This window comes from Caulobacter sp. UNC358MFTsu5.1 (assembly GCF_000712075.1).
Classification (GTDB): Bacteria; Pseudomonadota; Alphaproteobacteria; order Caulobacterales; family Caulobacteraceae; genus Caulobacter.
Genome location: NZ_JONW01000005.1, coordinates 820,814 through 834,127 on the forward strand (window position 1 = coordinate 820,814; position 13,314 = coordinate 834,127).

Annotated in this window: 15 protein-coding genes and 1 riboswitch; of the genes, 3 read left to right on the forward strand and 12 right to left on the reverse strand. The window is 68.8% G+C overall.

The window, feature by feature from the left end; all coding sequences use genetic code 11:
• Window positions 1-6: 6 nt before the first annotated feature.
• The 5 genes from BR39_RS0105655 to BR39_RS0105675 all read right to left on the reverse strand — a co-directional run bounded on the left by BR39_RS0105655 (window position 7) and on the right by BR39_RS0105675 (window position 2,622).
• Window positions 7-516 (reverse strand): F0F1 ATP synthase subunit B, encoded by a 510-nt coding sequence (locus BR39_RS0105655; RefSeq protein WP_029908591.1) that lies wholly within the window; start codon window positions 514-516, stop codon window positions 7-9.
• Window positions 517-526: 10 nt separating this feature from the next.
• Window positions 527-1,063, reverse strand: a complete 537-nt coding sequence (locus BR39_RS0105660; RefSeq protein ID WP_029908593.1) for an ATP synthase F0 subunit B' — start codon at window positions 1,061-1,063, stop codon at window positions 527-529.
• A gap of 104 nt (window positions 1,064-1,167) precedes the next feature.
• The gene (locus BR39_RS0105665; RefSeq protein WP_018061086.1) at window positions 1,168-1,395 is read right to left on the reverse strand and encodes a F0F1 ATP synthase subunit C; all 228 of its coding nucleotides are present in this window, start codon (window positions 1,393-1,395) and stop codon (window positions 1,168-1,170) included.
• Window positions 1,396-1,445: 50 nt separating this feature from the next.
• The gene (locus BR39_RS0105670) at window positions 1,446-2,216 is read right to left on the reverse strand and encodes a F0F1 ATP synthase subunit A (protein ID WP_029908596.1); all 771 of its coding nucleotides are present in this window, start codon (window positions 2,214-2,216) and stop codon (window positions 1,446-1,448) included.
• A gap of 25 nt (window positions 2,217-2,241) precedes the next feature.
• Window positions 2,242-2,622, reverse strand: a complete 381-nt coding sequence (locus BR39_RS0105675; protein WP_029908598.1) for an AtpZ/AtpI family protein — start codon at window positions 2,620-2,622, stop codon at window positions 2,242-2,244.
• A gap of 469 nt (window positions 2,623-3,091) precedes the next feature.
• Here BR39_RS0105675 and BR39_RS0105680 point away from each other — a divergent pair, with 469 nt between their 5' ends.
• The 3 genes from BR39_RS0105680 (at window position 3,092) to BR39_RS0105690 (ending at window position 6,369) form a co-directional block, all read left to right on the forward strand.
• Entirely contained in the window at window positions 3,092-5,056 is a 1,965-nt protein-coding gene (locus tag BR39_RS0105680) for a hypothetical protein (RefSeq protein ID WP_029908600.1), read from the forward strand.
• A gap of 114 nt (window positions 5,057-5,170) precedes the next feature.
• Window positions 5,171-5,500, forward strand: coding sequence for a DUF6481 family protein (locus tag BR39_RS0105685; RefSeq protein ID WP_029908601.1), 330 nt, complete (start codon window positions 5,171-5,173; stop codon window positions 5,498-5,500).
• A gap of 74 nt (window positions 5,501-5,574) precedes the next feature.
• On the forward strand, window positions 5,575-6,369 hold the full coding sequence (locus BR39_RS0105690; protein ID WP_029908603.1) for a TSUP family transporter: 795 nt from the start codon (window positions 5,575-5,577) through the stop codon (window positions 6,367-6,369).
• Between the two features lie 11 nt (window positions 6,370-6,380).
• On the opposite strand, the gene BR39_RS0105695 is transcribed toward BR39_RS0105690, so the two are convergent.
• The 7 genes from BR39_RS0105695 to ispH form a co-directional block, all read right to left on the reverse strand.
• A complete protein-coding gene (locus tag BR39_RS0105695) occupies window positions 6,381-6,824 on the reverse strand; it encodes a hypothetical protein (RefSeq protein ID WP_029908605.1) in 444 nt (147 codons plus the stop codon).
• On the reverse strand, window positions 6,821-7,237 hold the full coding sequence (locus tag BR39_RS0105700) for a hypothetical protein (RefSeq protein ID WP_029908607.1): 417 nt from the start codon (window positions 7,235-7,237) through the stop codon (window positions 6,821-6,823). The genes BR39_RS0105695 and BR39_RS0105700 overlap by 4 nt, the downstream gene beginning before the upstream one ends.
• Window positions 7,238-7,371: 134 nt before the next feature.
• The gene (gcvPB, locus tag BR39_RS0105705; protein ID WP_029908609.1) at window positions 7,372-8,961 is read right to left on the reverse strand and encodes an aminomethyl-transferring glycine dehydrogenase subunit GcvPB; all 1,590 of its coding nucleotides are present in this window, start codon (window positions 8,959-8,961) and stop codon (window positions 7,372-7,374) included.
• Window positions 8,958-10,304 (reverse strand): aminomethyl-transferring glycine dehydrogenase subunit GcvPA, encoded by a 1,347-nt coding sequence (gcvPA, locus tag BR39_RS0105710; RefSeq protein ID WP_029908611.1) that lies wholly within the window; start codon window positions 10,302-10,304, stop codon window positions 8,958-8,960. Before gcvPA ends, gcvPB begins: the two co-directional genes overlap by 4 nt.
• Window positions 10,305-10,393: 89 nt before the next feature.
• Window positions 10,394-10,759 (reverse strand): glycine cleavage system protein GcvH, encoded by a 366-nt coding sequence (gcvH, locus tag BR39_RS0105715; protein ID WP_029908613.1) that lies wholly within the window; start codon window positions 10,757-10,759, stop codon window positions 10,394-10,396.
• 18 nt (window positions 10,760-10,777) lie between these two features.
• The gene (gene gcvT / locus BR39_RS0105720) at window positions 10,778-11,905 is read right to left on the reverse strand and encodes a glycine cleavage system aminomethyltransferase GcvT (protein WP_156035596.1); all 1,128 of its coding nucleotides are present in this window, start codon (window positions 11,903-11,905) and stop codon (window positions 10,778-10,780) included.
• A gap of 139 nt (window positions 11,906-12,044) precedes the next feature.
• A riboswitch (glycine riboswitch) is annotated at window positions 12,045-12,136 on the reverse strand.
• Between the two features lie 162 nt (window positions 12,137-12,298).
• Window positions 12,299-13,270: a 4-hydroxy-3-methylbut-2-enyl diphosphate reductase gene (gene ispH, locus BR39_RS0105725; RefSeq protein ID WP_029908618.1), complete on the reverse strand. Its 972-nt coding sequence runs from the start codon at window positions 13,268-13,270 to the stop codon at window positions 12,299-12,301.
• Between the last annotated feature and the right edge of the window lie 44 nt (window positions 13,271-13,314).

Below are 13,314 nucleotides of genomic sequence, written 5' to 3' on the forward strand. Positions count from 1 at the left end.
AAACCGCTATTGCAGCTTCGAACCGACTTGGCTGATCGCCGCGTCGACGAGACCGTCCGAGGCGCCGGCCGCGAGGCGGGCGACCAGGATCTGCTCGGCGGCCTGGGCGGCGAGGTCGACAGCGGCCGACTTGACGTCGGCGGCGGCCTGGGCCTCGGCCTGGGCGATCTTGCGCTCGGCCATTTCGGCGCGGCGGGCGATCTGCTCTTCCAGCTTGGCCTTGGCTTCCGACGCGATCAGCGCGGCGTCGGCCTTGGCGGCTTCCAGCATGCCGGCGGCCTGGCGTTCGGCTTCGTCCCGTTGAGCCTTCACCTCGGCGAGCAGGGCCTGGGCCTCTTCCCGCAGCTGGTGAGCCTCGTCGAGTTCAGCCTGGATCTTCTCGGCGTGGGCGTCCAGCGCCTTGAACAGGGCGCCGGGCAGGACCTTGAGCACGACCAGCAGGCCGATGAACAGGGCCAGGCCGATCAGGACCCACAGCTCGGGGTTGGCGAGATCGAAGAGGGCTTCGTGTTCCATCGTCGTCTCCTTAGGCCAGCGAGGCCTTGAGCTCGGCGGCCGAAGCCGCCTTGCCCGTCAGCTTCTCGACAATGGCGCCGGCCGTTTCCGAGGCCACCGTGCGGACGTGGCCCATGGCCTCGTCGCGGGCGGCCTGGATGCGGCCTTCGGCGGCGGCCAGCTTCTCGGCCAGCACGGCCTCTTCCTTCGCCTGACGCTCGGCGGCCTCGGCCGAAGCCTTGGCCTTGGCGTCCGCCGCGGTCTTCTGGGCCTTGGCGCGAGCCTCGGCCACCTCGGCGGCGGCCGCGCGGGCCTGCACCTCGGCTTCGTCCTTCAGACGACGGGCGTCGGCGATGTCGCCGGCGATCTTGGCCCCGCGGGTCTCGATCGCGCCGCTGACCCGAGGCAGGAGCGCCTTGGACAGCACCGCGTAGAGAACGGCGAAGATGAGCACGAGCCAGACGATCTGGCCGCCCCAGTGCTGGAACTGCAGCTGGGGAAGCCCGCCGCTTTCCTGCCCGTGGGGGGCCTCGGTCGACTCGACCGTGCCGTGATGTTCCGTCGCCATGGGCGAAGAAGCCTCTTAGTTTGGAGCCCGCCCCAACGCGGGGAAGGCTCGAAGAACGGTTCTGGGGCGCGTCGGTCCGCCGGACCGGCCGCGCCCCAGGGTTATCACTTCGAGAACAGGATCAGGAAGGCGATGACCAGGGCGAAGATGCCCAGGGCTTCGGTCAGAGCCATGCCCAGGAACAGCATCGGGCGCTCTTGAGCGGCCGCGGTCGGGTTGCGCAGGGCGCCTTGGAAGTAGTTGCCGAACATGATGCCGAGGCCGATGCCCGCGCCGATCATGCCGAGCATGGCCAGGCCGGCGCCGATGAACTTAGCGGCGGAAGCGTCCATTGTTGAGACTCCTTAGGGAAGACTGTGTTGGTTGATAGACTAAAGGGTGATCAGTGGCTGTCGAGGTGCACGACGTCGTTCAGATAGACGCAGGTGAGCACCGCGAACACGAAGGCCTGGAGGAAGGCCACCATGAACTCTAGGGCCGTCAGGGCGACGACGGAGGTCAGCGACAGGATGCCGATCGGCCAGTAGATCGGGGTCATGGCCAGCAGGATGGCCACGAAGGTCGCGAAGATCTTCAGCACCACGTGGCCGCCCAGCATGTTGCCGAACAGACGGAGGGCCAGGGTGATCGGGCGGATCAGGAACGAGATGATCTCGATCGGCACCAGGATGACGTAGAGCACCGGCGGCACGCCCGACGGGGCGAACAGCTTGAAGAACTTGAGGCCGTTCTTGGCGAAGCCGACGCCGATGACCGTCAGGATGACCATCAGGCCCAGGGTCAGGGTCACGGCCAGCTGCGAGGTCGAGGTGAAGCCCAGGAAGTTGCCGGTCCAGCCGAACAGCATGCCTTGCAGGTTGGCGAACAGCACGAACGAGAACAGGGCGAAGACGAAGGGCAGGTACTTCTTGCCGTCGTGGCCGATGATCGAGCTCGTCAGGCCATCGACGATTCCATAGAGCATCTCGCCCACGGTCTGCAGGCGGCCGGGAACCACCGCGCCCTTGCCGGCGAAGCTGTAGAAGGTGACGATCAGGAACGCCGACAGCAGCATGGCGGCGACGGAATTGGTGATCGACATGTCGATCACGCCCAGGCCCGGGACAGTGAAGGACGGCAGCTCCACGATCTTTTGGATCATGAACTGGTGCATCGGGTCGATCGGCGTGGCCAAGGCCCTAGTCTCTCTTCTGCTTGGGGGCGGTGGACCCGCCTCCCGTGTTCTCGTCGTCCGTGGCCCCCGGGGCCTTGGTCGACGCCTGCGCGCTCAGTTTCATCGCCTTGCGGACGATGGTGTAGATCGAGATCCCCATGCCGATCAGCAGACCGCCGACCATGCCCCAGGGCCCCGTGCCGGCGTAACGGTCGAGCAGCCAGCCGAAGCCGAGCCCCACCAGAACGCCCCCGATCAGATCCGCCAGGAGACGATAGCCGTCCTGGGACGATTTCTCGTGCTCGGCGCGCCCCGGTTGCTCCGCCGCTTTCCGCGCCTCGAAGGCGGCGATCCGAGCGTCGAGGCTCTGCGGAGCCTTGTCGTTCGGTTCGTCGGCCTTGGGCATGGGTGCGGTCAGGTCCGAAAACGCCCGCGGCCGCCCCAATAGAGGCGGATTTCCGGCCGGCTTGATCGCGGCGGAACCTATAGGGCGCGCTGCGGTGCGTCAAGGTTGGGCGGTATACTCTCAAGTCGCGGTTTTATAAGGGATTTTAGGGTTTTTCGAGCCGAGTGTCGGAATCATCGCGCCCTTACGTGATCGGCGAACGCGGGTTCCGTTGGGTGACCTCCACCTTCTTCCCTCCCCTTTATGGGGAGGGGGACCAGAGAAGCTGGTGGGTGGGGCCTGCTGACTCATCAAACCCCACCCGACCCTGGCTGCGCCAGGGCCGCCCTCCCCACAAGGGGGAGGGAAGCGCGCTTTCGCGTCCGGCCAAGATTCCCCTCGCCTGATTTGTCATACCAACCCTATGGTACCGCAACCAAGTCCGAGCGCCTCGACGCGCCGGCGGGCCTATCGAGGGAAGAAACCAGCCATGATCCGCGTCACCCGCAGTCTGCTCGGCGCCGCGGCGCTGTGCGCCTTGCTCGCGCCCGCCGCCTGGGCCGCCCCGGCCAGGCCCCAGCCGGCGGCCGCCTACAAGAACTTCCGCGCGGCGATCTACATCGCCGTCAACGACGCCAAAGCCCTGTCGGACAAGGCGGTGTTCGACGCCCAGTTCGAACGCGCCAGCCGCCAGCTGCGCTTCGACAAGGTCTATCTGGAGGTCTACCGCAGCAGCAACTTCGCCACCGACGAGCAGATCGAGCGGGTCAAGGGCTGGTTCGAGGCGCGCGGCGTGCAGGTGGCCGGCGGGATCACCCTGGCGACCGGCGGCGAGGGCGGCCAGTTCGGCACCTTCGACTATGAGAACCCCGCCCACCGGGCCGAGTGCGAGAAGGCCGTGCGCCTGGCGGCCAAGCACTTCGACGAGGTGATCCTCGACGACTTCTTCTTCTACACGTCCAAGAGCCCCGCCGACATCGCCGCCAAGGGCGACCGCTCGTGGAGCCAGTACCGCCTGGAGACCATGCGCGCGGTCAGCCAGGACCTGGTCCTGGGCCCCGCCAAGGCGGTCAATCCCAAGGTGCGGGTGATCATCAAGTACCCCAACTGGTACGAGCACTTCCAGGGCACGGGCTACGACCTGGAGAAGCAGTCGCAGATGTTCGACGGCATCTACACCGGCACCGAGACCCGCGATCCGGTGATCACCGACCAGCTGCTGCAGCAGTACGAGAGCTATTCGATCATCCGCTACTACGACAACATCCGGCCCGTCGGCTCGAACGGCGGGCCGGGCAACGGCGGCGGCTGGGTCGACACGTTCTCGACCCTCTATATCGACCGCTACGCCGAGCAGCTGTGGGACACCCTGCTGGCCAAGGCGCCGGAGATCACCCTGTTCAACTGGCGTCCGATGAACGAGCCCAAGGCGGTCGAGCCCGGCGCCCGCCCGTGGAGCGACAAGGCCACCAGCTTCGATTGGAAGGCCATGGTCGCCAGCTACAAGCCGTCGGGCCGGGCCGGCGACCCGGGTCCCGGCTGGGGCCGCGCGGCCGGCTGGTCGCTGGAGAAGATCGACAAGGACCTGGGATGGCTGGGCAAGCCGATCGGCATCGCCGCCTACAAGCCCTACCAGTCGTCGGGCGAGGACTTCCTGCACAACTACCTGGGCAATGTGGGCATTCCGATCGAGCTGTCGCCCAACTTCCCCAAGGGCGCGGACGTGGCGCTGCTGACCCAGGCGGCCGCGAAGGACCCGAAGATCGTCGAGGAGATCAAGGGCAACCTCCTGGCCGGCAAGACGGTGTTCATCACCTCGGGCCTGCTCTCGGCGCTGCAGGGCAAGGGGATCGAGGACATCCTCGAGGTGCGCGACACCGGCCGCAAGGTGGCCCTGCACGACTTCCTGAACGGCTACGGCGCGGGCAACGGCGAGAGCCTGAACGACCCGAAGCGCGAGACCCCGCCGGTGCTGTTCCCGGAACTGGCCTTCTACACCAACGACAGCTGGGGGATCATCCGGGGCGTGGCCAACGCCAAGGGGTTCCCGATCCTGCTGATGAACCGCTACGGCGGCGGGGTCCTCTACGTGATCACCATGCCGGAGAACCCTGGCGACCTCTACAACCTGCCCCAGGGCGTCACGACCGAGATCAAGCGCTACCTGCAGCGCGACTTCCCCGTGCGGCTGGACGCGCCCGACCGGGTCAGCCTGTTCGCCTACGACAACGGGACCTTCGTGGTGCAGTCGTTCCGCGACGACGACACGGACGTGAACCTGTCGCTGCTGGGAGCGGGGGTGAAGCTGCGCAACCTGTCGACCGGCCAAGTGGTCGAGGCCAGGCCCGCCGACGGCAAGGCCGACGCCTGGCGCCGCCAGGGCGTGCCGGTCCGCACCGAGTTCGCCGCCCGGGTCGCGCCGCACAGCTACGCGGTCTACCGGATCGAGAAGTAGCCGGCCAAATCCCCGGCGCGACGGGACCTGTGTCCTTTTGCGTCGGGGATGATCAATTGCTTTTCGCGGCGTTTTGGGGTCTTAGGGGCGCACTTTCCACCAACCAGAAGATTCATGTCGCACCTGAAGAACACCGGCTTCGCCGATCGCATCACCGCCGCCGCCGAAGCCAAGAAGGCCATGCTGGCCAAGATGAAGGTGAAGCCCACCGTTCAGGATCCCAACTTCGAGCAGCGCCACGCCGAGCGCGAAGCCGAACTGGAACGCGTCCGCGCCGAGCGCGCGGCGGCCAAGGAAGCCGCCCGCCTGGAAGCCCTGGCCAAGGAAGAAGAGGTCCTCGCCGAGAAGCGCAAGGAGCGCAAGGAGCGCAAGGCCCTGACCGCCGCCGAGCAGAAGGCCCGCCGCGACGCCAAGTACGCCGCCCGCAAGGCGCGCCAGAAGTAATCCAACGACTACCGCTCGCCTTTCGCGTGGTCCCGACCCGTCTGTAAGGGCGGGCCACGTGAGGGCTTGAGTTCATGCACGTCGATTTCGCCCTGCTGGCCACGATGTTCGCCGTGGCCATGGTCGCCGGGGCGTTCGACGCCATCGCCGGCGGCGGCGGCCTGCTGACCGTCCCGGCCCTGCTGCTGACCGGCATGAACCCCGTCGCGGCCCTGGGCACCAACAAGCTGCAGGGCGCGGTCAGCGCCATCTCCTCCACCAGCGCCTTCGCCCGGCGCGGCCTGATCGACTGGAAGACCGCCCTGCCCGTGGCCGGCGGCGCCGCCGTCGCCGGCCTCTGCGGCGCCCTCTGCGCCAGCCTGCTGTCGCCGCGCGTGCTGGCGGCCCTGGTGCCGGTCCTGCTGATCGTCATCGCCCTCTATTTCGGGTTCTCGAAGGGGCTGAAGGGCGAGGACGTCCATCCGCGCCTGACCGTGCCGGTCTTCGCCTTCTGCGTGGCCCCGCTGATCGGCTTCTACGACGGGATCTTCGGCCCCGGGGCCGGGGCCTTCTACATGGTGGCCATCGTCACCCTGCTGGGCTACGGCGCGCTGAAGGCCACCGCCCACACCAAGCTGGCCAACGCCGCCTCGAACCTGGGCAGCCTGTCGCTGTTCATCCTGAAGGGCGCGGTGATCTGGCCGATCGGGCTGGTCATGGCCGCCGGGGCGTTCCTGGGCGCGCAGGTCGGCTCGCGCCTGGCCATGCGGTTCGGCGCCCGGCTGATCCGGCCGCTGCTGGTGGTGATGTCGTGCGCCATGGCGGTGAAGCTGCTGAGCGATCCGGCCAATCCGCTGCGGCACGCGGTCGTCGGGCTGTTCGGCGGCTAGGGCCTAGGGCGTCAGACCGGCTGCTTCTTCAGCCAGCGCCGGCGCAGGTACTTGCGGCCGCGCTTCAGCACCCGCCAGGACGCCTTGCGCAGGAACAGCTTCTCGGAGCGCAGCAGTTGCTGCCAGGCCACCAGCATGATCTCGGGCTCCCGGCGCATCAGCCGGCGGATCGGGAAGATCAGCTTGGGATGGCGGCGCTGCCAGCGCAGGAAGCGGCGCTTGGCCTGGAACGAGTTGCGCAGCACGATCATCAGGCCGACGACCAGCAGCGGCAGGCCCAGGTGGCCCGGCAGGGGCGTCAGCACCACCCCGGCCAGCAGCACGAGCACGCCGAAGGCCAGCGCCGCCCAGCGGGCGACGCGGCCCGCGGTTTCACGCAGGACCAGGGCCAGACGGCGACGGCGGCGGTAGAGCCTCGAAGGCAGTCTGGCGAGCGTTTCGGCGGTCGAGCTCACGGACGCTTCTTGAGCGCGGAGCGCTTGAAGGATTGGCGCCAGCGCTTGGCCACGCGCCAGCGGCGCGGGATGACCAGGCGCTCCATGCGCAGGACCTGCTGCCAGGCGACCGGGAACACTTCCGGCTCGCGGCGCAGCAGGCGGCGCAGCGGGAACAGCAGCTTGGGGTGGGCGTGCTGGAAGCGCACGAACTGCTTGCGGGCCCGGAACGAGTTGCGCAGCACCAGCATCAGGCCGGCCACGGTCAGCGGCACGCCCAGCGGGCCGGGCAGCGGCGCGATCAGGAAGCCCGCGACGATCAGGATCAAGCCCAGCGCCACCAGGACGACGCGCGAAATCCGCCCGAGAAGCTCGCGGGCGAGTTCATCGGCGACGGAGAAGCGCACGGGCGGCATGGCGAGGGCGAGGTTCATAACGGGGCGAAACGGGTTCCGTGGTCCGTTCGATCCCGGCGACAGACCGGCCTCCTCGGCTCACAGAACCCGATATGAGAACGGGGCGCCCTTCCGTAAAGGCGCCCCGTTGTCGCTTTGTACGACTGTGACCGCTATTCCGCAGCCAGTGGCGCGGCGGCCACAGGTTTCCACCGCAAGCGTGGTTTACGCGCGGCAAGGGTCTCGTCCAGGCGCTTGAGCGGCGCGTGGTACGGGGCGCCCTTGAAGCGCTCGACCTCGCCGGCCCCATCCTTGTTTTTCAGGGCCGCCCCGGCCAGGGCGCGCAGCGCCGTGACGAAGCGGTCCAGCTCCTGCTTGCTCTCGGTCTCGGTCGGCTCGATCAGCATCGCGCCGTGGACGACCAGCGGGAAGTACATGGTCATCGGGTGGAAGCCCTCGTCGATCATCGCCTTGGCGAAGTCGAGCGTGGTCACCCCGGTGCCTTCCAGCCAGGCGTCGTCGAACAGGGCCTCGTGCATGCACGGGCCGTTCGGGAAGGCCGGGCTCATCAGGTCCGACAGGCGGGCCTTGATGTAATTGGCGTTCAGGACCGCGTCCTCGGCCACCTGGCGCAGGCCGTCGGCGCCGTGGCTGAGCATGTAGGCGTAGGCGCGCACGAACATGCCCATCTGGCCGTGGAAGGCGCTCATCCGCCCGAAGGCCTGGGCGGCGGGCCCCTTGGCCTCTTCCACCAGGTGGAAGCCGTGCTCGTGGCTGACCACCCACGGGGTGGGGGCGAACGGGGCCAGGGCCGCCGACAGCACCACCGGACCCGCGCCCGGACCGCCGCCGCCGTGCGGGGTGGAGAAGGTCTTGTGCAGGTTGATGTGCATGGCGTCGACGCCCAGGTCGCCCGGGCGCACCCGGCCGACGATGGCGTTGAAGTTGGCGCCGTCGCAGTAGAAGTACGCCCCGGCCGCGTGGGTCAGGCGGGCGATCTCGACCACGTCGCGCTCGAACAGGCCGCAGGTGTTGGGGTTGGTGACCATGATGGCGGCCACGTGGTCGCCCAGCTTGGACTCCAGGTCGGCCAGGTCCACGCGCCCGTCGTCGGTCTGGGCGATCTCGACCACGGTGTAGCCGCAGAAGGCCGCCGTGGCCGGGTTGGTGCCGTGGGCGCTGGTCGGGGCCAGCACCGTCTTGCGGTGGCCGTTGCCTGCCGCCTCGTGGGCGGCGCGGATCGCCAGCAGGCCGCACAGCTCGCCGTGGGCGCCGGCCTTGGGCGACAGGGCGACGGCCGGCATGCCGGTCAGGGTCTTCAGCCAATGCGCCAGGCGGTCCATCAGCTCGATGGCGCCCTGCACCGTCGACTGCGGCTGCAGCGGGTGGATGTCGGAGAAGCCCGGCAGGCGCGCCATCTTCTCGTTCAGGCGCGGGTTGTGCTTCATCGTGCACGAGCCCAGCGGATACAGCGCCAGGTCGATGGCGTGGTTCTTCTGCGACAGGCGCACGTAGTGGCGCACCGCTTCCGGCTCGGACAGGCCCGGCAGGCCGATCGCCGAGGCGCGGACCAGGTCGCCCAGGTCATCCGCCGCGGGGGCGTCGGGCAGGTCGACGCCGGTCTTGTCCCAGGCGTCCAGTTCGAAGATCAGCGCCTCGTCCTGCAGCAGGCCGCGGGCCCCGGTCAGGGTCGGGTGGACGTAGTCGTTGGCGTCGGTAGCGGTTTCAGGACGGGTCGGCCGTCCGACGGAATTCATGCTCATTGGGCCAGCACCTTGCTCAGGGCCTTGGAGAAGAGGGCGATGTCGCCGTCGGGCGTGGTCTCGGTGGCGGCGACCAGCAGGACGTCGTCCAGGCCGGCGGCCGGGTCGAGGCGCGAGAAAGGCACGCCGGCGATGACGCCGTTGGCGGCCAGGGTCTCGACCAGCTCGGCCGCGTTGCCCGGAACCTTGATCGCGAACTCGTTGAAGAAGCGCGGGGTCAGCACCTGCACGCCCGGCACGGCCGCCAGGGCGTCGCGCAGCTTCACGGCCTTCTGGTGGTTGACCAGGGCCAGGCGGCGCAGGCCCTTCTCGCCCAGCAGGCTCATGTGGATGCTGAACGCCAGGGCGCACAGGCCGCTGTTGGTGCAGATGTTCGACGTGGCCTTGTCGCGGCGGATGTGCTGCTCGCGGGTCGACAGGGTCAGGACGAAGCCGCGACGGCCCTCGGCGTCGACGGTCTCGCCGCAGAGGCGGCCCGGGGCCTGGCGGACGTATTTTTCCTTGCAGGCGAACAGGCCGACATAGGGACCGCCGAAGTTCAGGCCGTTGCCGATCGACTGGCCCTCGGCCACGACGATGTCGGCGCCCATCTCGCCGGGCGACTTCAGCAGGCCGTACGACACGGCCTCGGTGGTGACCACGATCAGCAGGGCGCCGGCGGCCTGGGCGGCGGCGGCGATCTTGGTCACGTCAGTGGCGGTGCCGAAGACGTTGGGGGTCTGGACGACCACGCAGGCGGTGTCGGCGTCGATGGCGGCGATCACCGCGTCCTCGGCGTCGATGGCGGCCGGCAGGCGGTCGGTGGTGACGCCGGCGGCGTGGGCCAGGGTCTCGACCGTGCCGACATATTGCGGGTGCACGCCGCCCGACAGCACCGCCTTGTTCCGGCGGGTGACGCGGGTGGCCATCATCACCGCCTCGGCGGCCGCGGTGGAGCCGTCATAGAGCGAGGCGTTGGCCACTTCCATGCCGGTCAGGGCCGCGACCTGGGTCTGGAACTCGAAGAGTACCTGAAGAGTGCCTTGGGCGATTTCCGGCTGGTAGGGCGTGTAGCTGGTCAGGAACTCCGACCGCTGGATGATGTGGTCGACCGTGGCCGGCACGTGGTGGCGATAGGCCCCCGCCCCCACGAAGAACGGGCCTTCCGAGGCCGCGCGGTTGCGGCGCGACAGGGCCAGCATCTCGCGCTCGACCTCCAGCTCGCCGGCATGGAACGGCAGGTCCACCGGCTGGGCGCGGCGGGCGACGGCCGGAACGTCGACGAACAGCTCGTCGATCGACTCCGCGCCGATGACGCCGAGCATGTCGGCGCGATCTTCGGGTGTGAGGGGGAGGTAGCGCATGATCTTGATTCCGCTCATCCCCGCGAAAGCGGGGACCTAAGCTGAGGAGGCCGCATGGATCCCCGCTTTCGCGGGGATGCGCGGAGTTATTAGAGCGTGCCGAGGAAGGCTTCGTACGCGTCGCGGTCCATCAGGGCGTCCAGCTCGGCGGCGTTGCTGAGCTTGACCTTGGCGAACCAGCCGCCGGCTTCCGGCAGGGCGTTGACGGTCTCGGGGCTGTCGCTCAGCGTCTCGTTGGCCTCGACCACCTCGCCCGACACCGGGGCGTAGACGTCCGAGGCGGCCTTGACGCTCTCGACCACCGCCAGCTGGTCGCCCTGCTTCACGGTCTTGCCGACTTCCGGCACCTCGACGAACACCACGTCGCCCAGCTGCTCGGCGGCGTAGGCGGTGATGCCGACGGTGGCGATGTCGCCGGCGACTTCGACCCACTCGTGGTCCTTGGTGAACTTCATGGTCTTGGCCCTTTTGACTTAAAGTTTGCGCACGTAGCGGGTGGGGACGAACGGGCTGGCGACGACCTCGGCGGCCGCCGGCTTGCCCCGGACGATGACTTTCAGCTTGTCGCCGAGAACCGCGAATTGCGGGGGCACGAAGCCGATGGCGATGGCGCCGCCGTAGCTGGGGCCGAAGCCGCCGCTGGTGACCTTGCCGATGACGTTGCCGTCGGCGTCGGCGATCTCGGCGCCTTCGCGGGCCGGGGCGCCTTCCAGCACCTTCAGATTGACGCGCACGCGCTTGAGGTCGCCGGCCAACTCCTTAGCGATGCGGTCGGCGCCGAGATAGTCGCCGGCCTCGCGGCGGCTCTTGCCGACGGCGAACGGCATGCCGGCCTCGATCGGCGAGACGGTCTCGTCCATGTCGTGGCCGTACAGCGGCAGGCCGGCCTCCAGGCGCAGGCTGTCGCGGGCGCCCAGGCCGATGGCCTTGACGCGCTCGTCCTCCAGCAGGGTGTTCCAGATGCGCGCGGCTTCGGTCGCGGGGACCGAGATCTCGTAGCCGTCCTCGCCGGTGTAGCCCGAGCGCGAGATCAGGACGTCGGTCCCGAAGGCGGTCACGGCGGCGCTGTCCATGAACACCATGCCGGCGGCCTCGGGGATATGGGCGGCCAGGACGGCGGCGGCCTCGGGGCCCTGCAGGGCCAGCAGGGCGCGGTCTTCCAGGCGCTGGACGGTCGCTTCGCCCTTCAGGGCTTCGGCGATGATCGCGTAGTCGTTGTCCTTGCAGGCGCCGTTGACGACGATGAACAGGCCGTCGTCGTCGGGGCGGGCGGTCATCAGGTCGTCGATCACCCCGCCCTCGGCGTTCAGCAGCACGGCGTAGCGCTGCTTGCCGGGCTTGAGGCCCTGGTAGTCGGCCGAGACCAGCTTCTCGAAGCTCTTGGCGGGATCAGCGCCGCGCAGCCGGGCCTGGCCCATGTGCGAGACGTCGAACAGGCCCGCGTGCTCGCGGGTCCACAGGTGCTCCTTCAGCACCCCGTCCTTGTACTGCACGGGCATGTGGTAGCCGGCGAACGGCACCATGCGGGCGCCGGCGGCGACGTGCGCGTCGTACAGCGGGGTCTTCTTGAGGTCTTGCTCGGACACGCTTTGGGCTCCAATCGGGGTCGGCGACGCCGCCCGGCTCTCGCCAGGTGGTCTCGCCCCCGCTGTCCCTTTGACCTGAGAGATTCCGGTCCAGCCAGCTGAACCTTGCTCCTTCGGCGGGCAGCCGTTTCCGACTGCCTCTTTCCAGCGTTCCTAAACCCGCGCGGTCCTTTTGCCTGAGCGTTTCCGGGGCGGTTGCGCCTTCGGCCTCGGGACGAGAATCCCGACGTCTCCCGCGAGGGTCGAGGCGTGTTTGGGCGACGGTGCGGGCGGAGTCAACGGGGAAGGCGCGGGGGTGTCGCCTATAGCTTGTCGCCAACGTCGATCGCGGCGCCCCTGATCTTTCAACCGTCATCCTCGGACTTGTTCCGAGGATGACGATCTAAAATAGAACGGGTGGAAACGCCCTCAGGCCGTCAGCAGGCGCGGCAGTTTGAAGGTCACCGTCTCGCGGGCCTCGACCAGTTCCTCGACGGTGACGTCGTAGCGCGTGGCCAGGGCCTCGATCACGCCCTGGACCAGGTCCTCGGGGGCCGAGGCGCCGGCGGTGAGGCCCACGCGGGACACGCCCTCGAACCACGACCAGTCGATGCCGCGGGCGTCGTCGATCAGCCGGGCGTCCCGGGCGCCGGCCCGCTTGCCGACCTCCATCAGCCGCACCGAGTTGGACGAGTTCCGCGAGCCGACCACCAGGATCAGCTCCGACGCGCCGGCCAGCAGCTTCACCGCCTCCTGGCGGTTGGTGGTGGCGTAGCATATGTCTTCCTTGTGCGGCGCGGCGATGCCCGGGAAGCGCTGCTTGAGCAGGTCGACCATCTCGGCGGTGTCGTCGACCGACAGGGTGGTCTGGGTGAGGAAGGCGACGTTGGCCGGGTCCTTGGGGACCCAGGCGCGGGCGTCGTCGATGTCCTCGATCAGGGTGACGGTCCCCTCGGGCAGCTGGCCCATGGTGCCGACGACCTCGGGGTGGCCGGCGTGGCCGATCAGCACGATCTCGCGCCCGGCGTCGAAATGCTTCTGCGCCTCGACGTGGACCTTGGAGACCAGCGGGCAGGTGGCGTCCAGATAGACCATCTCGCGGGCCTTGGCCGCGGCCGGCACGGTCTTGGGCACGCCGTGGGCCGAGAACACCACCGGACGATCGTCGGGCGCCTCGTCCAGTTCCTCGATGAACACCGCGCCCAGGGCCTTCAGCCGATCGACGACGTGACGGTTGTGGACAATCTCGTGGCGCACATAAACCGGCGCGCCGAACTTCTGGATCGTCCGCTCGACGATCTGGATCGCCCGGTCGACGCCGGCGCAGAAGCCGCGCGGACTGGCCAGCACCACGTTGAGTTCGCGGCGGCCGGGGCTGGAGATGGGCGAGTGGGCGTTCATGGCGCCGAACCTAAGGGTTCCGAGCCCCCCGCGCCAGCGTCCGG